The sequence below is a fragment of the Nocardia macrotermitis genome (genome assembly GCF_009604405.1).
Classification (GTDB): Bacteria; Actinomycetota; Actinomycetes; order Mycobacteriales; family Mycobacteriaceae; genus Nocardia; species Nocardia macrotermitis.
In genome coordinates this window covers 285,054-303,113 of sequence record NZ_WEGK01000012.1, presented here as the reverse complement: position 1 = coordinate 303,113, position 18,060 = coordinate 285,054, and the positions used below count along the sequence as shown (strand labels likewise).

The following is an 18,060-nucleotide window of genomic DNA, read 5'->3' as shown; positions in this document are numbered from 1 at the left end:
GTCTGCTTCGACGCCCCCGACCACGAATCACCCAGAGCGAAGACCTTGTCCTCGTCCCCCTTAGGCCACTCCGCACCCGCCAGATACGACACCCAATTGAGCCCCTCGGGAAATTCGATACTCACCGTTCACGCCACCGACGTCGAACCATCAGCACCACACCCCGCGCGATCAGCGCCCTCTTGTTTGTGAATCACTTCGAATGTGCCTGCTACTCAATAGAAATCGAGTAGGCGACAGCACTTCCATCATGTGCGCGCGAGGGCCGTACCCCGGCTTCGGATCCACAACTCCGCTCGCCGAACCTGCCAGACCCCAGCAGTCCCATCCCACTCACACCCTCCGGCCAGGTCCTCGGGTTCGATGGTCGACCTGGATCCGAGTAATTAAGCGAAAGCAGCACTGCCGGAATCTGATTCCCCGGTTAATGGGAGGTTTCATCCGTGGGAATTCTGTTGTCCGCTGGGGGAGTTGGGTGGTTTGGGCGCCGGTCGATGTGCGGAACATCTGGACGACGGGCCCGCCGCGATCGTGTGCTGTGGGTTTCCCGCATCCGGAAAGTCGACCACCGCACGGTTTTTGGCGGAACTGACCGATGCGGTCGTGCTGGACAAGGACCGGTATGCGGACGACCTCGAGATTCGGTGATGTCGGTACTGACCCAGCCGCACGACCGGGACAGCGCTGTGTACAGATCCGTTGTGGCACCGCATGTTTACTCGGGGTTGATCCGGACCGGCTGCGGGTCGCGGCCAAGTATCCGGTGGTGCTGGACACGCCGTTCCTGGACGTCATCCAGCAAGCCGCGGATCACGCGACAAGTCTGAGCGAACACCTCTGCGGATCGCGGATCTCGACGATCCGGTCCCGGTGACCACCGTGTGGGTCGATTCCACTCAGGCCGTTATCCGTACCAGGATGCGCGAACGCGGATTCGCCCGCGACGCAGGCAAACTCGCGGACTGGGATACCTACCGAACCGAGGTACTCGACAGCGGCCTGCGTGAACTCGCCTGCTCGGTCGTGGATCTCGTCATCGCCAACCGACCCGATCCGGTTGGCACCGGTCACCACACCGTCGACTCCGAGTTCGCGCACCCGAACCCCCGAACGGTCGTCGCCCAGGAACACCTGTAGTCGCGGGGTCCGCTGCTTGTACCCCCGGCTGATCGTGAGGTCCTTCCCGGAATCCTTCACCCCACACACCAGCGGAAACTTGGCAGCCAGCCGCGCCACCGCCTCGGGGCTCACCGCGGTCTGCGTGTGACGCGGAAAGCTGTACAGCAGCACCGTCTCCACCCCGGCCGCGCTGACCATGTCCGGATAATCACCCAGCGCCGCGTGGTCGATGGCGCCACCATCACGAAAGGGCGTCAGCAGCGCCACAATTGGCGACCCGATCCGTATCCCACTCACGCAGTCGCACGTTGGACGGCACGGGGCGCACGTCCGGAACAGGGGCGGTTCGCAGTGTGACATGCCCGGCTGCGGCGGGAAGTAGTCGCGGGCACGGGCAGAATGGATGCAATGAGATCCTGGCAACCGGCCTCGAGCGCCGACAACGATTCCTCCGGCAGTGGTCCGATCACCGTCGATGACGTTCGTGCGCTCCGTGAGCAGTTTCTCGACTTCATGCTCGGCTACAAGTTCGCGATCGAGGAGATCACGACCAAGATCAATATCCTGCGTGAGGATTTCAACAGCACGCACGAGTACAACCCCATCGAACACGTGCGGTCGCGGCTCAAGACGCCCGAGAGCGTGCTGGAGAAGGTGCGGCGCAAGAAGTATCCGATGAACCTGGCCTCCATCCGGGACAACATCCTCGACATCGCCGGGGTCCGGGTGGTGTGCAGCTTCCGGTCCGACATCACCGAGATCCGGAACATGCTGGTCGGGCAGGAGGACATCACGCTGCTCGAGGAGCGGGACTACATCACCCACCGCAAACCCACCGGCTACCAGAGCCTGCACCTGATCGTGTCGATCCCGGTCTTCCGTTCCCAGGGCACCGAGCACACGCCGGTCGAGATCCAGATCCGCACCATCGCCATGGACTTCTGGGCCAGCCTCGAACACAAGATCTACTACAAATACCGCGGCGAAGTCCCCGCCAACCTGCAAACCGACCTCACCCGGGCCGCCGACGTCGCCACCCAACTCGACGAGCAGATGGAGGCCCTGCACCGCCAGGTCGAGCACACCGCGCACCCCCGCCCGGCCGCCGCCCTGGACACCCGCGATCTCAGCACCCTGGACCTGAGCACCCTCTACAGCAAACTCGCCGCGGACGATCCCGCGGGCAGCTGACCGCCAGCGTGTAACCCGAACCGCGCGTTCGGGTTTCAGCACACTGTCGGCGGGAACCGCCACCCGCGGGTGTCCTCGCGAGAGATGTTCTCAGTCGCGTTTCGCCTCGTAACGCAGCAGCACCGTGCCGCCCGGGAAGGTGCGATTCTCCAGCAGCCGCAACGATATCCACGACGGCAGTGTCGGGAAGAAGGGGGTGCCGCCCCCGACGGCGGTGGGCGAGACCACGATCCGGTACTCGTCCACCAGCCCGGCCCGCACGATCGGCGCGGCCAGCGTCGCACCGGCCACCTCCAGCCGGCCGTCGGTCTCGGCCTTCAGTTTCCGCACCACCTCGACCGGGTCGCCGCGTTCGAGGCGGGAGTTCCAGTCGACCGATTCCAGGGTGTGTGAGAACACGACCTTCGGCATGTCGCGCCAGATGCGGGCGAAGTCGACGATCATCGGGGAGGCGTCCGGGGCTTGGTCGGCGGTCGGCCAGTACGCGGACATCAGTTCGTAGAGCCGCCGCCCGTAGCACGACAGGGCGGTCTCGCGCTCGAAGTCGTTCCAGTACTGGTGGAGTTCTTCGCTCGGATCGGACCAGTCGATATTGCCGTTCGCGTCGGCGATATATCCGTCCACCGACACGTTGAAGCCATAGATGAGTTTGCCCATGACAGGTAAGACTGCCCCGGAGGGTGGAACTCATCGCGATGCCACACGAGATCTCACGGGTGGTCCGGGAATGCGGGATCATCCGATGTAGTCGGGGTGGTCTCGCGGGCGGTCGATCACGCGACCGCGCCGTCATGATCGAGAACTGCGGTGGAATCATGATGGGTATCAACCATTTTCGCGCTCTCGCCGCCGTCATCGTCACGGCGTCCTTCGTGGTGACGGCATGCGCCGGGCCGAAGCACCCGGCCTCGGAGACGCAGGTCCCGACGCCGCACGTCGGCTTCGATTATCAGATCGGCGGCCCCTACCACCCGCCATCCGGAGTGTCCGTCGTTTCGCGTGACCACACCGCCGATCCTGCTGTCGGCCTATACAACATCTGTTACGTAAATGCCTTCCAAACCCAACCGGGCGCCGAGCGCGATTGGGACCCCACGCTGTTGCTCCACGATGCGAGCGGTGCCGTGGTCATCGACCCCGACTGGAACGAGGCGCTGCTCGACCTGACCACCGCGGCCAAGCGACAGCGCATCGCCGCCATCGTGAACAACTGGATCGATACGTGTGCCGCCAAGGGATTCCAAGCCGTCGAGCCCGACAACTTCGACAGCTACACCCGATCCCGAAACCTGCTCACCTCCGACGAAGCGCAGCAATACATCCGCCTGCTGTCGGCGCACGCCCACGACAGAGGTCTGGCGATCGCACAGAAGAACACCGCCGAACTGGCCGACAACCGCCGTCGGAACGGTCTGGACTTCGCGATCGCCGAGGAGTGCGCGGAGAACGACGAATGCGCCACCTACGCCGACGCCTTCGACAACCACGTCGAGGTGATCGAATACACCGATCACGGTCTGGCGGAGGCATGTTCGCGTTTCGGCGATCGTCTGAGCATCATCGAGCGCGACAAACAGGTGTCCACGCCGGACAACGAGGAATACCTCCGCAAGACATGCTGAGCCGCCGCACCCGACACTACTCAGCTGAGATACGCATCCCCGCGCCGCTCGATTGCCCGACGAGCCATCGCCCACACTGTCTCGAACTCCCGGCCATCCATCCGGCCGAGGGCGTCGGCCCGCACATCCCACTCCTCGACGCTGCCCTCGGCAAGCGCGCCGTATCTGTGTTCGTACGCCCGAACCGCACCGATTCCCCCATGATCCCGCGCATGCGACACCTCCGCGAGCGCCGCCGCCGCGACCGGCTCACCATCAGCCCCCCGAAGCTCGACCTGCCGATTCGGCCAGCCATCATCACCGATCTCCATCAGCAGCCAGATACCCTCGTCCGCGTAGTACTCACGAATCCACCGCACCCGACCAGTATCCGCGCCGCGGCCACCACGGAGAACGGCACCGAAATGCCGCACCCCGGGCTCCGAAGCGACCACAGCACTGGGGCAGCGGACGTGCCGTGCTATGTGCGTCTGCGTCCATGTGTTCGGCGATCCGGAACCGTCGGGATACCTCCGGATCGATTCCGCCCGGCCGCAACCGCCTCGTCGCGATCGAGAATCGGTCGGAGTGCACAGGTCGGGGTCGCGTCGAGTTTCGGTGTCGCCGAACTACTTCGGTGCGTGTGAGCCGGTCATCAGGGCGGCGAGATCCTCCGGTGCGAGGAACGACGGTGGGGGAGGAGGGCCCCAGTTGTACAGGCCCCTGGCGCCTTCGACGACCTCGGGTTTCCACAATGCGTCGTCGACGATGCAGTCCAGGTCGCTGTAGTACTCGGAGAAATTGCCCGCCGGATCCCTGAGGTACCAGAAGAAGTTGGATCCGATGTGGTGGCGGCCCAGGCCCCAGACGTGCCGTTCGGGGTTGCCCTCGAGCATCGCGGTGGCGCCGCGGCCGACCTCGTCCACGTCGTCGACCTCCCAGGCGGTGTGGTGCAGGAAGTTCAGTGGCGCCTGCTGCACCAGCACGTTGTGGTGGTCGGTGGAGCAGCGCATGAACGCCGCCAGGCCGGGCACCTGATCGCTGGTCTTGAAGCCGAGCCCTTCGGTGAAGAAGCGTTGGCTGGCTTGCTGATCCAGTGATCCGATGACGACGTGGCCGAGTTTGCGGGGCCGGACCGGTGCGGTGCGGCCGATACCGTCGGCGCGGGCGTCGAGTCGGCCGATCCGGCCCGGCCCGTTGGCGGCCGCCGGTGCCGTCGGCTGCTGCCGGATCTCCGTGGCGACCTCCACCACCACCGTGAGTGCGGAATTCGGGTCCTGGACGGTGAGACGATCCCGGCCGATCTCGTGGGTGATGTTCAGCTTCTCCAATCGTGATCCGATGCGCGCCAGGTCATCTCGGTCGTGGACGCCGATGCCGAGTTCGAGCAGCCGACGCTGTGGGGTGCGGGCCAGGCGCAGCTGCTCACCGCCGTCGACGGTGCCGAATCGGTGGTCGCCGAGATCGGTCAGGCCGAAGTCGCGGTAGTAGCCGGCGGTGATGTCCGGATCGGGTACGCCGATGGTGATGGCGGTCAATCGGTGCAGTCCCATGGTTTCTCCTGACGATTACGTCGTAATCGGTTGCGTGGCTGACTGTTTCGGGCACTCAGACCAGCGGGGTGATCGGTTCGGTGACCCCCAGCAGCGCCTTGCCGTAGATCTCGTAGCCGACCTGCGGGGACACGATGGCGTGCCGGGCGGCGGTCGCCGAGTCACGCCAGATCCGTTGCAGCGGATTGACTTCGGCGAACGAACCGGCGCCGTGGGCGGAGAGCAGGATATCGATGGCCCGGGTGATGGATTCGGCGATGTACCCGGTGTCCGAGCGCACCCGGGCGCGGGTGAGCTGATCCGGATATTCCCCGCGGGCGGCGGCCTCGTCGATATCGGTGGCGGCGCGGTGCGCGATCAGCTGCGCGGTATCGATGAGGCGGGCGGCCTCGGCGATCTGCAACTGGAACGCCACCGACTCCTGCTGTGCGGTGAAGAAGGTGTAGGAGATCGGCTTGACCGCGGCCTTGCCGACGACCAGATCCAGTGCGGCACGGCCCATTCCGAGCTGCGGTCCGACCAGCACCAGCGCCAGGACCGGCACCAGCGCGGACCGGTAGAGCGTCTCCTCGGTGTGCTCGGTGGGGTAGTCGCCGGTGATCGCGGGCGGCACCCGCATCACCCGGTGCTCCGGGACGAAGACATCCGACGCGACCAGGCAGTTGCTCCCCGAGGAACGCATCCCGGCGACGAACCAGGTGTCCTCGAGATCCAGATCCGACCGGGGGATCAGCGCCATGCCCTGGTCGACCACGGCGCCGTCTTCGTCGGTGATCGGTATGCCCAGCCCCGCCCAGTCGGCGTGCAGCGAACCGGAGTTGTAGTACCACTTGCCGCTCACCCGCCAACCACCCTCGACCCTGTGGGTTTCGGCGGTCGGGGACAGCACGCCCGACACCTTCGCGTCGGGATCGGCGCCGAACACCTCGTCCTGGACGCGTTCGGGGAACAGTCCGACCACCCACGCCATCACGTTGGCCAGCGTCACCACCCAGGCGGTGCCACCGTCGGCCTCGGCGACCGCCGCGGACACCTCGAGCATGGTGCGCATCGAAGTCTCGTATCCGCCATACCTTTTCGGCGTCGCGATCTTGAACAGCCCGGCCTCGGTCAACGCCCGGATACTCTCCTGCGCGACGCGGCGGTCCTGTTCACCCGCGGCGGCGTTCTTCTGCAACAGCGGCGCGAGTTCCCTTGCGCGCGCGACGAGTTCGGCGGTGGTGGGCACGGTCTGCGGTGCGGTGGCGGTCATCGGTGGTGTCTCCTGGTGAGTTCGAGCGGGTGGTCAGTACGAGCAGGCGGTGATGCCGTCGACGATGGGGGTGCGCGGGCGGGCCGCGAAGCGGGAATGGGTGCCGAAGGTGCGATAGCCGTAGACCAGCGGCGCGCGCTGGGTGGAGGCGGCGTGCGTGACGAGCCCGATCAGCAGCAGGTGATCGCCCGCCTCGACGCGCTGCCACACCTCGCAGGCTGCCCAGCCGGCGATCTGGTCCAGGCGCGGCAGGCCCTGTGCGAGTGACCAGTTCGTCCCGGCGAATCGGTCTTCGCCGCGGCTGGCGAACGTCATCGCCACCTCGTCCTGCGCCGAGGCGAGGATGTTGACGGCGAAACGTCCGGACTGCTCGATCCGCCGCAGCAGTGTCGACCGGCGATCCAGCGCGATCGAGAGCAGCGCCGGTCGCAGCGACAGCGAGGCCAGGGAACTGACGGTGGCGCCGTGCGGGCCGTGCTCGTCGGTGGTGGTGACCACGGTGACCGGTGCGCACACCCCGGCCATCAGATCGCGAAACTGCTGGTCCAGCATGGCTGCGCGTCCTTCCCTCGGATGATCGGAGGAATAAATCATGATTAATTGGGATGGCTTCAGTGTCCAGTGACCCCCGTCACTCGTCAAGGGGTTCGGCGAAATTAATCATGATTTTTTGCGACGCGGCTGACCCTGAATCGTCATGATTAATTGCTAGAGTGAGGGTCTGGTGGCTCGCCGCGAGTCGCGGACCGGTCAGGGGCGAGGAGGCAACGATGAGCGCAGACGATCACTCGGGCACGTCGCGCCCGAGCCGCGACGACGAGGCGTTCGACGGTCCGGCCTACTCGCGTGAGATGTGGTCTCGCGCAACGGCTGTGGGTAGTACGGTGGCGCTCGACGGCTCCCGGGCGGAGCAGGCGGCGGGCCAGATCGCCCGTTTGGCCGCCGCGGTTCCCGCGGGCGAGCGCATCGGCAGCAAGGACGAGCTCCGCAAGCTGTGCGGGGTGTCGGTGGGCACCATCAACGAGGCCATCAAACTCGCCCAGACGCGCGGCGTCATCACCTCCCGGCCGGGCCCCGGCGGCGGGCTGTTCGCCTGCGATCCCTCACCGCTGTCGCGTATGAACGGCTGGTTCCGCGCGGCCGCCGACGACGACTCCGCATTCGCCGAATCGGTGCGGATCCGCGATGCCATCGCCCCGCTGCTGATCGACGAGGTGCTGCGCTGCTACACCCTCGCCGATCAGGACGCGCTGGCCGAACGGCTCGACCGGGTACGCCGGGCCGAGGCGGCGGGCTCGATCTCCGACTTCGTCTGGACCTGTTGGGAATTGCACGCCTACATCGCCGATCTGGGCAAGGGTGGCCTGCTCAACACCCTCTATCTGAGCATCATGGACGTCGGCACCACCTACCTGCGCGCGAAACTGGAAGTCGCCGCACGCGACGATGTCGATCCCGCGCCGCTGGCTCGGGTGATGGAGGATCTCGTCGAGGCGCTGGCCCGTCGCGATCGTGACGCCGCCATCGACGCGCTGCGACGCACCATCCCGACCGTGGTGCTGCGCTCCCTCCGACCGTCGGTCGACGGCGTGGCGGAACCGTCGAACTGATTGGCTCCGTGCGCGAATCCCGCTTTCCCGCAACAGGATTGATGGCCATCGACGGTTGTGCTGCTGTCGGTGCGCCCGCCCGGTGGGTCGTGGTCACAGGAATTCATCATGATTAATTTCGCACACCCTCTTGACAGGTGTCCCGGATCGCTCCAACACTGGGGTGCGGAATTAAACATGATGATTTGCTCCGATCTGCTCCCATGGATCGACGGTCCCCATCACCCGAGAAGGAGATCCCATGCGTATCGCCAATCTGTCCGGTCGGCTCGTGCTGATATCCGCCGACGGCTCCGCCGCGCTGGATGTCGAACAGGCCAGTTCGGGCCGCTTCGGCCCCGACCCGCAGTCCGTCTACGACGTGTGGGAGGAGTTCGCGGCCTGGGCCGCCGACACCGATGCCAGCGGCGGAAAAGCCTTCGCCGCAACCGATCTCGAGGCGCCGGTGCCCGCGCCGAGTCAGGTCCTCGCGATCGGGCTCAACTACAGCGAACACGCCGCGGAGTCCGGATTCTCGGTGCCCGAGCAGCCCACGGTGATGTTCACCAAGTGGGTGTCGTGCCTCAGCGGCCCCGTCACGCAGGTCCAGCTGCCGCCGGACGGAAAGACCGACTGGGAGGTCGAACTCGTCGCCGTCATCGGAACCCGGGCCCACCGGATCGGTCCCGAACAGGCGTGGGACCACGTCGCCGGGCTCACCGTCGGCCAGGATCTGTCCGAGCGGATCACTCAGACCGCCGGTCCCTCACCGCAATTCAGCCTGGGCAAATCGCTGCCCGGATTCGGGCCGACCGGGCCGTGGATCGTCACCCCCGACGAACTCGACAATCGCGACGACCTCGAGATCGGCTGCTCGATCAACGGCGAGCAGATGCAGAAGGGACGCACCCGCGATCTGATCTTCTCCGTCCCGGCGCTGATCTCGGCGCTGTCGCAGAAACTTCCGCTGCTGCCCGGGGATCTGCTGTTCACCGGCACCCCGGCCGGAGTCGGCGCCGGACGCACACCGCAGCGATTCCTGCGTCCGGGCGATGAGCTGGTCAGCTACATCTCCGGTATCGGCGAGCTGCGCCAGCGGTTCGTCGGCGCATGATGCGCCGGCCCACCGACGTGAACGAGAGCAGCACATTGATCGAAACGATTGGCACACAATCTGTTCCAGCCGCTGAACCGGACCCGGCCCGGTCGCAACCGTCCGGTATCGACTGGGCGCCGACCGAGCAGGCACGCCTGACCGATTTCGCGCGCGTGGCGAGCACGCGGATCGGGCGTGGCCTACCCGACTACCGCGCGATCCACGCGTGGTCCGTCCGGGAACCCGGGCAGTTCTGGTCCACCGTCGCCACGTATTTCGACGTCCTGGGCACCGGCCTGCACGGCACCGCGCTCGCCTCCTCCGATATGCCAGGCGCACAGTGGTTTCCGGACGCGACGGTCAATTACGCGGAGAATCTGCTCCGCCACGCCGACGTTCCCGACTCCGCGACACGCACCGCCATCGTGACCATCGGCGAGGACGAGACGATCACGACGCTCTCCTGGCGGGAACTGCGCGACCGCGTCGCCGGACTGGCGGCGGCACTGCGGGACCTGGGTGTGCGCCCCGGCGACCGGGTGGCCGCGGTACTGCCGAACACCCCGCAGGCCGTCATCGGCTTACTCGCCGCAGCCGCGGTCGACGCGATCTGGACCATCAACTCTCCGGAACTCGCCGTCCCGGCGACCGTCGCCAGGCTCACCCAGTTGGCGCCGGTGGTGCTGATCGGTTGCGGCGCATACCGATTCAACGGCAAGACCATCGAATACGCCGACCGGCTGACCGCCTTGGCCGACGCGCTGCCCTCGGTGCGGCACCTGATCATCGACGCGCCCGGCGACCAGCTGCCGACTGTCCGCGACGTGGCCGTCCACGACTTCGCCGAACTCGGCGGTCGGGCGGCGACGCCGATCTACGAGCCCACCGCCTTCGAACACCCGCTGTGGGTCCTGTTCTCCTCGGGCACCACCGGCGCCCCGAAGGGCATCGTGCACGGCCACGGCGGAATGCTGCTCGAATCACTGAAATCTTTTGCACTCCACTATGATTGCGGACCGGAAGACATCTGCTACGTCGCCGCCAACACCTCGTGGATGGTGTGGAACGCGATGGTGAACGCGCTGTCCACCGGTGCCGCCGTGGTCACCTATTCCGGTTCGCCCGGCTACGGCGGCCCGGACCGGCATCTGCGCAATATCGCCCTGACCGGCGCGACCCTGTTCGGGACCGGCGCGGCGTACCTGCAACTCAACGAACGAGCCGACACCGACCTCTCGGCGTTGGATCTCTCGGCGTTGCGCTTCGTCTTCTCCACCGGCTCCCCGCTGCCGGACTCCACCTGGCGATGGATGCGCGAAAACCTCGGCCCCGCAGTGCATGTGGGCTCCGACTCCGGCGGCACCGACATCTGCTCGTGCTTCGTGGGCTCCAACCCGCTCGAACCCGCGCGGATCGGGGTCTCGCAGGGACCCATGCTCGGCGTCGCGGTCCGAGCGTGGAACGACCGGGGCGAGCGCGTCGTCGGCGAGGTGGGGGAGATGGTGATCACCGTGCCGATGCCGTCCATGCCGCTGTATTTCTGGAACGACGAACACGGCGACAGATACCGGTCCGCCTACTTCGATCGCTACCCCGGCGTGTGGCGCCACGGCGACTGGATCACCGAAACCGGCGACGGCGCGTTCATCGTGCACGGACGCTCCGACGCCACCCTCAACCGGCACGGCGTGCGGCTGGGCTCCGCGGATATCTACGCCGCGCTCGGATCGGTCCCCGAGATCCTCGACAGTATGGTCATCGGCGTCGAACAACCCGGCGGAAACTATTACATGCCGCTGTTCGTCGTCCTCGAACCGGGCACCGACCCGGCCGAAGACCTCTCGGACCGCATCATCGCCGCCATCCGCTCCCACGCCGGAGCCCGGTACGTGCCCGACGAGATCGTCATCGCCCCGGCCGTCCCGACCACGCACACCGGTAAGAAGATCGAGGTACCCATCAAAAAGCTGTATCTCGGTGTGCCGCTGGAGCAAGCGGTCAATCTCGACGCCCTGTCCGACCCCGGCAGCGTCACCTTCTACCGCGAGCACGCGGCCCGCGTCCGCGCCGCCCATGCGGCCGGGAGGAGCGATCGTGAGTGAGCACATCGCGGACATCGTCGCCGCGAGTCAGTTGGTGCTGCGCGAGCGCCGAGGCCGGGATCGGAGCCGGTGGGACGAGATGCGCGCCTGCTACGCGCCCGACAGCGTGGTGCGCGTGAGCTGGTTTCGCGGTAGCGGAGACGAGTTCGTCACCGCCTCCGAACAGATGGCCGCACGCGGCGACAAGGCCGTCCACCGCATGTATCCGCCCATCGTGGATGTCGACGGCGACCGAGCGCTGATCGAGGTGGGCGCGGCCATCGAAACCCGGACTGTACTCGACGACATCGAACTCGACCTGGTGTCTTATACCCGGCTGATCTACCGGGCCCGCCGATCCGGCGGACGCTGGCTGATCGCCGCGCTCGACGCGGTCTACGAACGCGATACGCTCACCCCGGCCGTGCCCGGCACGCCGTGGCGAATCGCACCGGAGGCGCTGGCTCCCTTCCGGCCCTCCTACCGCATGTTGTCCTATGTGCTCGGCCGCCGCGGCTATACCGTCGGCGACGACCTCTTCGGCGACGACCGGCCCGACGAACTGCGGAGGCTGGAAGATGAAGTCGAGGCTTGGCTCCACCGCCCGCCGACCTCCCGACAGGAGTGACCGAGTGACCACCAACCCACCCGTCAACCGGACGCTCTTGACCGGCGTCCGCGTCTTCGACGGCACCCGATTGTCCCCGCCGTGCACGGTCGTCATCGACGGCGCGGTGATCGGCGACCCCGACACCGCCGACGATCTCGAGGCCACCGAAACCATCGCCGCGGAGGGCCGGGTACTGCTGCCCGGCCTGATCGATGCCCACGTGCATCTGCACGGCCGCCACACCCTCGAACAACTCGCCGCGTGGGGCGTGACCACCGCCCTGGACATGGCCACCTGGCCCGCCGAACTGGTGGACTCCCTGCGAAACGCGCACGGGCTCACCGATATTCGCAGCCCCGGGCTTCCGGTCATCGGCTCCGGCGGCCCGCACGCGCACTTCGGCATGTCCGAGGAGGCTGTGGTCGCCGATCCGGAACAGGCCCGCGAATTCGTCGCGCACCGGATCTCCGAGGGTGCCGACTACCTCAAGGTCGTGCTCGAGGCCCCCGGCCAGGGCGGCCCCGATCGCGCCGTGGCCGCCGCGGTCATCGCCGCCGCCCACGATCAGGGGCGGCAGGTCGTCGCCCACGCCTCGTCGCCCGGGGCCTACGAATCCGCCGTCGAACTCGGTGCGGATGTCATCACCCACATCCCGGTCGGTGAGCCCCTCGCGCAGAGTCTCGTCGACCGGGCAGCCGCCGATCGGCGCGTCGCGGTGCCGACCTTGACGATGATGCGGGCACTGTCGCGGATTCGTGGCAACGCTGACGCGCTCGCCGGCGCAAGCGCGAGCGTGGGCGCGCTGTACGCGGCGGGTGTGCCCATCCTGGCGGGCACCGACGCCGCCGAACAGCCCGGCCTGCCGCGCTTGGTCGCGCACGGAGAAAGCCTGCACAGCGAACTCGAACTATTGGTCGAGGCCGGATTGTCGACGGTGGACGCGTTGCGCGCGGCCACGGTGCTCCCGGCTCGGCACTTCGGCCTGTCCGACCGCGGCGTGATCGAACCCGGTAAACGCGCCGATCTCGTGCTCGTCGACCGGGACCCGCTCGGCGATATCACCGCCACCCGGGAAATCCGCCGAATCTGGTGTGCCGGAATTGAATACACGCCCGCCGCAGCTCCGGTCGGCGAGAAAGGTTGACCACGGCCATGCCCCTCGATCCACTGATCGATGTCCACGCCCACTTCGTCACCGAGCGCTACGTCCAGGCCGCGCGAGCCGCCGGGCACGAGCATCCCGACGGCATGCCGGGCTGGCCGCAATGGAGTCCCGAAGCGCATCTGGCGCTGATGGACGAATCCGGCATCGCCACCTCGATGCTGTCGGTGTCCTCACCCGGTGTGCACTTCGGTGACGATCGCGCCGCCCGCGAACTCGCCCGCGAGGTGAACGAATTCGCGACCGGAGTGGTCCGGGCGCATCCCGGTCGCTTCGGCCACCTCGCCGCGCTCCCGCTGCCCGATATCGACGGGTCGCTGACCGAAATCGCTTATGCGCTCGATGTTCTCGGCAGCGACGGGGTCGCGATCGAGACCAATGCGCACGGCCGCTATCTCGGCGACGCGCACTTCGCCCCGATCTGGACCGAACTCGACCGCCGCGGGGCCGTCGTCTTCGTCCACCCCACCTCGCCGCCGCACGCCGAGGCGATATCGGTCGGCCTGCCGCGCCCGATGCTGGAATTCCTGTTCGACACCGCCCGCGCGGCCACCGATCTGCTCTTCGCCGGGGTCCTCGACCGGTATCCCGGCATCCGATGGATCTTCACCCACGGCGGCGGTGTGCTACCGCTGCTGGCCGACCGAATTCATCTGTTCCGCACCGCATTCGGCGGTGAACAGCAGGGACGTTCCGCCTCGGAGCAACTGCGCGGACTGTGGTTCGACATGGCGGGAACGCCGTTCCCGCACCAGATTCCGGCGTTGGAGGCTGCCTTCGGCCTCGACCGTCTGCTGTACGGCAGCGACTACTGCTGGACGCCGCCCGCCGCCGTGGCCGCCCAGATCGCGGCCATCGACGCCGCCGACCGGGCGGGCGCACCCACCTGGCGCGCGCTGACGACCGACCACGCCCGCACCCTGTTTCCCGTTCGGAGCCAATAGGTTCCGTCGCGATGGCGCGTGCGGCCGTGCCCGACCACCTCCGTGATCGGGCACGGCCGCCGTTCCGCGCAGACCGGAAATGTCTGTGCGGCACCCGGATTCGGTCCGGACGTGCCGACTCAGCCCGCCGAGCCCGACGGCCAATGGTCGGGAATGTGGGATTCCCGCGCGTCCTGGAAGTCCGTGTGCAGCGGTTCGCCCCGGTGGCACCCCGGGTACAGGGTCTTGTTCTGGTGCGCGGTCACCAGGTCATTGGTGTCGAACACGTCCGCGACCTTGCCGGTGCGGATGTCGCCGCAGAAGATCTTGTAATCGACGATGTAGTCGGTGTTGGTGTTGTTGGTGCAATGCAGTCGCTCGCAATCCAGGCCCGCCGGGAGGTTGTCGGCCCGATGGGCGGCGGCCTGGGGGATGAACAGTCCCATGGTCGCGATGCTCAGGGCGGCGACACCCACGGTCTTGGCCAGTCGTTGGTTCACTACTTCGTCAACTCCGATCCGAACGTACGAAATGAATTCCATCGTGAATGTCGTTGTGGCAGCGGTGGGTTGTTAACGTTGCCGGTAACTCGATGCGTCGCAGCGTGCCGCACGGCAACGGTCCGACATCGATCTCTGCGTCCAGTTGGCGTCGGATTCATTCTGCGATAACACATTTGGTGGCAGTAGCCCACGGTCGAACGAGCCGGTGCAGTGAATCACGAAGAGCTACAGCAACTTCGGTCGACGATCGGGTCGTCTCCCTGCCTTCGGCAGCTGCGCTGTAGATCGCTGATCGCGGAAATCGACGGTCGGCATGCTGGCTGAGGGAGTGGGCGATGCTGATGAATCTTCGGGGTGGGTGGTCCATCGAGAGGTAAAGGATTGCAGAGGGCCAAAGGAGGGGAAGAGAACGAGCCGCGGCGTCAGCGATGCGGCTCGGCGGGTTCGGGCGGTGGGGATTGATGGACAGTCCCGCGAGTAAGCCAATCCAGAGCGAAGGTATCGTTATATGCGCATCTACAAATTAAAGTCAACCGAGTCAAAGACCAACCACACAAAAGCAAAGACCCGGGAGTGTCTCGCGCAGGAGAGAGCTCGGGCTGTCCGAACCCGGAGTAGAAGGCGGCGATCTCCGCTCGCAGTGCGGAACTGTCACCGCTCGTGGCTACCAACCGAGTAATCCCCTCCGTGTAATTTCGAGGCCCGATGGTACCTGCGGTGTGGCCTCGACCTCTCGCCGGACCTTCGTTCCGGTGTGCGGTTCGGGTGGGTTCCCGGCTCTCGATGACCAGCCCGGGGCGCCGATCAGATCGTGGCGGTGTCGATGACGAAGCGGTAGCGGACGTCCGAGTTGTCGACGCGCTCGTATGCTTCGTTGATCCGGCTGGCCTCGATCAGTTCGATCTCCGCGCCCAGGCCGTGTTCGGCGCAGAAGTCGAGCATTTCCTGGGTTTCGGCGATGCCGCCGATCATCGAGCCGGCCAGGATCTTGGAGCCGCCGAGCAGGGAGAACAGGTTCAGGGAGATGGGTTCCTCGGGGGCGCCGACGTTGACCAGCGCGCCGCCGGTCTTCAGCAGGCCCAGGTAGGCGCCGAAGTTCAGGGGTGCGGACACCGTGGAGAGGATGACGTCGAAGGATCCGGCGAGGTCTTCGAAGGTTTCGCGGTCGCTGGTGGCGTAGTAGTGGTCCGCGCCCAGCTTCAGTCCGTCGTCCTTCTTGCGCAGCGACTGCGACAGGACGGTGACCTCCGCGCCGAGGGCGTGGGCGATCTTGACGGCCATGTGTCCCAGCCCGCCCAGGCCGATCACCGCGACCTTCTTGCCGGGTCCGGCGCCCCAGCGCTTGAGTGGGGAGTAGGTGGTGATCCCGGCGCACAGCAGCGGTGCGGCCACATCGAGGGGGAGGCTCTCGGGGATGCGGACGACGAAGGATTCGGTGACGACGATCTGTTTCGAGTAGCCGCCGTAGGTGGGTTCGCCGTCCTTGCCGACGCCGTTGTAGGTCGGGATGTTCCCGCGTACGCAGTGCTGTTCCTGGCCGTTGCGGCAGGGGGCGCACTCGCCGCAGGAGTCGACCATGCAGCCGACGCCGACGCGGTCGCCGACCTGGAACTTGCTCACGCCGGATCCGACCGCCGCCACGATTCCGGCGATCTCGTGTCCGGGGACCATCGGGAAGATGGCATCGCCCCAGCCCGCCCGGGCCTGGTGGATGTCGGAGTGGCAGATCCCGGCGAAGTGGATGTCGATCAGGACGTCGTGTTCGCCGACCGTACGGCGTTCGATGGTGGTGCGCTCGAGCGGAGCCTTGGCGCCGGGTGCGGCGTAGGCGGCAACAGTGGTGGTCATGGGCTCCAGCCTGCCCGGCGAGCCGGCATCCACCCAGATCACCGCTTTGCGTACGTCCGGTGGTCCTACCACCGGCAGGGTCAGGCTCGCGGTCGTACGACCGGGAATACTGGAGACCATGAGCGACAACCCTGCCCCGGACGACGCTCGGTCCGCTCGTGCCGACGGTCTGGATCAGCGTGCCGAGCTGAGCGAGTTCCTGCGCAGTCGCCGGGCCCGGCTGGACCCCGACGACGTCGGGATCGTCTGGCACGGGCGGCGTCGGCGGGTGCCGGGTCTGCGGCGTGAGGAACTGGCCCAGTTGGCGGGTGTTTCGGTCGCGTATTACACCCGGCTGGAGCAGGGCAACGGGCGCAATGTGTCGGCGGAGGTGCTCGACGCGATCGCGCGCGCCCTGCGCTTGACCGACGCCGAGCACGCGCACCTGATCCATCTGGCCAAACCGAAGCAGCAGCGGCGCCGGACGCGCCCGCGCGAGCGGCAGCCGGTGCGGGCCACGCTGCGGCAGCTGGTGGATTCGATGGACGGGATGCCCGCGTACATAGGCGGGGCGCGCTCGGAGATCCTGGTCTGGAACCGGATGGCCGCGGCGCTGTTCGGTGACTGGGGGAAACTGCCTGCCGCGGAACGCAATTGGGCCCGCCTGACGTTTCTGTCCCCGGACTATCGGCGGCTGTTCCTGGACTGGGACTCCAAGGCTTCGGACATGGTCAGCTATCTGCGCATGTACGCGGGCCAGCACCCGGACGACCCGGACCTGTCGGCGTTGGTGGGGGAGCTGTCGGTGAAGAGCGAGGAGTTCCGGCGGTTGTGGGCCACACACGATGTGAAGGACAAGGGCCACGGCCTCAAACGCATGCGACACCCGCTGGTCGGCGAACTCACCCTGGCCTACGAGACGCTGCACCTCCCCGACGACGCGGAACAATATCTGTGCGTCTACCACGCCGAACCGGGTTCCCCGTCGGCCGAGGCCCTGTGCCTGCTGGCCAGCTGGGGCACCGACGCGACCCGAGCCGCCGTCGACTCGACGAACCCCTGAAACCAACGCGCACAACAGCTTTCGTCATTGCGTAGTTCAGCTGTGGGGTTCGAGCAATTCCCACGGCAGTAGCTCGGCCAGTCCGGGATCTTCGGTGCGCCACGCGTGGTAGACCGTGTACACCAGGTAGGCGAGATCCTTTCCGGCGATGGTGTAGTCACCCAGCACCCGGGCTCGGTAGTGTCTGTCGGCGCCGCCGTCGCGGAACTGGACCTCGTAATCGACGTCCACCTCTTCATCGGCGTCCGGGTCCTGGTCGCCGACGTACTCGAGGTGCATCTGGAAATAGAAGTGTCCCAGCGGTTCTCGATCGAGCCGTGCCACGATCGAGAACGGCCAGCGCGCGTTCAAGCACGCGAACAGGTCGTGCACCTGGATATCGGTCGGGTCGTCCAGCGTCTGTCCGCTCGCATCGGACGCCCGCAGTGTCGGGGTGGTCACCTCGCGGATCGTAGTCCGCGATCCGGGACGGGCCACCGGTGGCGTCACC

At 66.8% G+C, this 18,060-nt stretch carries 20 protein-coding genes; 10 read left to right on the top strand and 10 right to left on the bottom strand.

The annotated features are described in order from the left end of the window. A partial coding sequence (locus tag NRB20_RS39790; protein ID WP_454786550.1) for a WXG100-like domain-containing protein occupies nucleotides 1-92 on the bottom strand: 92 nt, incomplete at its 3' end. Nucleotides 93-480: 388 nt separating this feature from the next. Between NRB20_RS39790 and NRB20_RS26620 the strand changes: the two genes are divergently transcribed. Continuing rightward, nucleotides 481-648, top strand: a complete 168-nt coding sequence (locus NRB20_RS26620) for an AAA family ATPase (protein WP_194290018.1) — start codon at nucleotides 481-483, stop codon at nucleotides 646-648. Between the two features lie 162 nt (nucleotides 649-810). Here the strand turns inward: NRB20_RS26620 and NRB20_RS26615 are convergent, their stop codons facing one another. After that, nucleotides 811-1,416 carry a dihydrodipicolinate synthase family protein gene (locus tag NRB20_RS26615; protein ID WP_194290017.1) on the bottom strand — a complete coding sequence of 202 codons (606 nt, stop codon included), beginning with the start codon at nucleotides 1,414-1,416 and terminating at the stop codon, nucleotides 811-813. Between the two features lie 111 nt (nucleotides 1,417-1,527). On the opposite strand from NRB20_RS26615, the gene NRB20_RS26610 reads away from it, so the two are divergent. Continuing rightward, entirely contained in the window at nucleotides 1,528-2,310 is a 783-nt protein-coding gene (locus NRB20_RS26610; protein ID WP_227833874.1) for a GTP pyrophosphokinase, read from the top strand. A 90-nt stretch (nucleotides 2,311-2,400) separates the two neighbouring features. On the opposite strand, the gene NRB20_RS26605 is transcribed toward NRB20_RS26610, so the two are convergent. Continuing rightward, entirely contained in the window at nucleotides 2,401-2,967 is a 567-nt protein-coding gene (locus tag NRB20_RS26605) for a dihydrofolate reductase family protein (protein ID WP_153413660.1), read from the bottom strand. Nucleotides 2,968-3,128: 161 nt separating this feature from the next. Between NRB20_RS26605 and NRB20_RS26600 the strand changes: the two genes are divergently transcribed. Then, entirely contained in the window at nucleotides 3,129-3,932 is an 804-nt protein-coding gene (locus NRB20_RS26600) for an endo alpha-1,4 polygalactosaminidase (protein WP_227833873.1), read from the top strand. A gap of 20 nt (nucleotides 3,933-3,952) precedes the next feature. Here the strand turns inward: NRB20_RS26600 and NRB20_RS26595 are convergent, their stop codons facing one another. The 4 genes from NRB20_RS26595 to NRB20_RS26580 form a co-directional block, all read right to left on the bottom strand. Beyond that, nucleotides 3,953-4,291, bottom strand: a complete 339-nt coding sequence (locus NRB20_RS26595; protein WP_227833872.1) for a hypothetical protein — start codon at nucleotides 4,289-4,291, stop codon at nucleotides 3,953-3,955. 249 nt (nucleotides 4,292-4,540) lie between these two features. Then, on the bottom strand, nucleotides 4,541-5,464 hold the full coding sequence (locus NRB20_RS26590) for a VOC family protein (protein ID WP_153413656.1): 924 nt from the start codon (nucleotides 5,462-5,464) through the stop codon (nucleotides 4,541-4,543). A gap of 55 nt (nucleotides 5,465-5,519) precedes the next feature. Continuing rightward, nucleotides 5,520-6,716 carry an acyl-CoA dehydrogenase family protein gene (locus tag NRB20_RS26585; protein ID WP_153413654.1) on the bottom strand — a complete coding sequence of 399 codons (1,197 nt, stop codon included), beginning with the start codon at nucleotides 6,714-6,716 and terminating at the stop codon, nucleotides 5,520-5,522. 33 nt (nucleotides 6,717-6,749) lie between these two features. Further along, a complete protein-coding gene (locus NRB20_RS26580; protein WP_153413652.1) occupies nucleotides 6,750-7,268 on the bottom strand; it encodes a flavin reductase family protein in 519 nt (172 codons plus the stop codon). Between the two features lie 218 nt (nucleotides 7,269-7,486). Between NRB20_RS26580 and NRB20_RS26575 the strand changes: the two genes are divergently transcribed. The 6 genes from NRB20_RS26575 (at nucleotide 7,487) to NRB20_RS26550 (ending at nucleotide 14,198) form a co-directional block, all read left to right on the top strand. Continuing rightward, complete coding sequence (locus NRB20_RS26575) at nucleotides 7,487-8,326, top strand: FadR/GntR family transcriptional regulator (RefSeq protein ID WP_227833871.1); 840 nt, start codon at nucleotides 7,487-7,489, stop codon at nucleotides 8,324-8,326. A gap of 241 nt (nucleotides 8,327-8,567) precedes the next feature. Continuing rightward, nucleotides 8,568-9,419, top strand: coding sequence for a fumarylacetoacetate hydrolase family protein (locus NRB20_RS26570; RefSeq protein ID WP_153413650.1), 852 nt, complete (start codon nucleotides 8,568-8,570; stop codon nucleotides 9,417-9,419). Nucleotides 9,420-9,454: 35 nt separating this feature from the next. Then, entirely contained in the window at nucleotides 9,455-11,503 is a 2,049-nt protein-coding gene (locus tag NRB20_RS26565; RefSeq protein ID WP_227833870.1) for an acetoacetate--CoA ligase, read from the top strand. Further along, nucleotides 11,496-12,110 carry a nuclear transport factor 2 family protein gene (locus NRB20_RS26560; protein ID WP_319945425.1) on the top strand — a complete coding sequence of 205 codons (615 nt, stop codon included), beginning with the start codon at nucleotides 11,496-11,498 and terminating at the stop codon, nucleotides 12,108-12,110. The genes NRB20_RS26565 and NRB20_RS26560 overlap by 8 nt, the downstream gene beginning before the upstream one ends. Nucleotides 12,111-12,114: 4 nt before the next feature. After that, nucleotides 12,115-13,236, top strand: a complete 1,122-nt coding sequence (locus NRB20_RS26555; protein ID WP_319945424.1) for an amidohydrolase family protein — start codon at nucleotides 12,115-12,117, stop codon at nucleotides 13,234-13,236. Nucleotides 13,237-13,244: 8 nt separating this feature from the next. Continuing rightward, a complete protein-coding gene (locus NRB20_RS26550; RefSeq protein ID WP_153413644.1) occupies nucleotides 13,245-14,198 on the top strand; it encodes an amidohydrolase family protein in 954 nt (317 codons plus the stop codon). A 119-nt stretch (nucleotides 14,199-14,317) separates the two neighbouring features. Here the strand turns inward: NRB20_RS26550 and NRB20_RS26545 are convergent, their stop codons facing one another. Together NRB20_RS26545 and NRB20_RS26540 are read right to left on the bottom strand one after the other, a co-directional pair. After that, on the bottom strand, nucleotides 14,318-14,677 hold the full coding sequence (locus NRB20_RS26545) for a hypothetical protein (protein WP_153413642.1): 360 nt from the start codon (nucleotides 14,675-14,677) through the stop codon (nucleotides 14,318-14,320). A gap of 807 nt (nucleotides 14,678-15,484) precedes the next feature. Continuing rightward, nucleotides 15,485-16,528 carry an NAD(P)-dependent alcohol dehydrogenase gene (locus NRB20_RS26540; RefSeq protein WP_153413640.1) on the bottom strand — a complete coding sequence of 348 codons (1,044 nt, stop codon included), beginning with the start codon at nucleotides 16,526-16,528 and terminating at the stop codon, nucleotides 15,485-15,487. Nucleotides 16,529-16,646: 118 nt separating this feature from the next. Here NRB20_RS26540 and NRB20_RS26535 point away from each other — a divergent pair, with 118 nt between their 5' ends. Continuing rightward, a complete protein-coding gene (locus NRB20_RS26535; protein WP_153413638.1) occupies nucleotides 16,647-17,570 on the top strand; it encodes a helix-turn-helix transcriptional regulator in 924 nt (307 codons plus the stop codon). Between the two features lie 36 nt (nucleotides 17,571-17,606). On the opposite strand, the gene NRB20_RS26530 is transcribed toward NRB20_RS26535, so the two are convergent. Further along, nucleotides 17,607-18,011 (bottom strand): hypothetical protein, encoded by a 405-nt coding sequence (locus tag NRB20_RS26530; protein ID WP_153413636.1) that lies wholly within the window; start codon nucleotides 18,009-18,011, stop codon nucleotides 17,607-17,609. Nucleotides 18,012-18,060 lie beyond the last annotated feature (49 nt).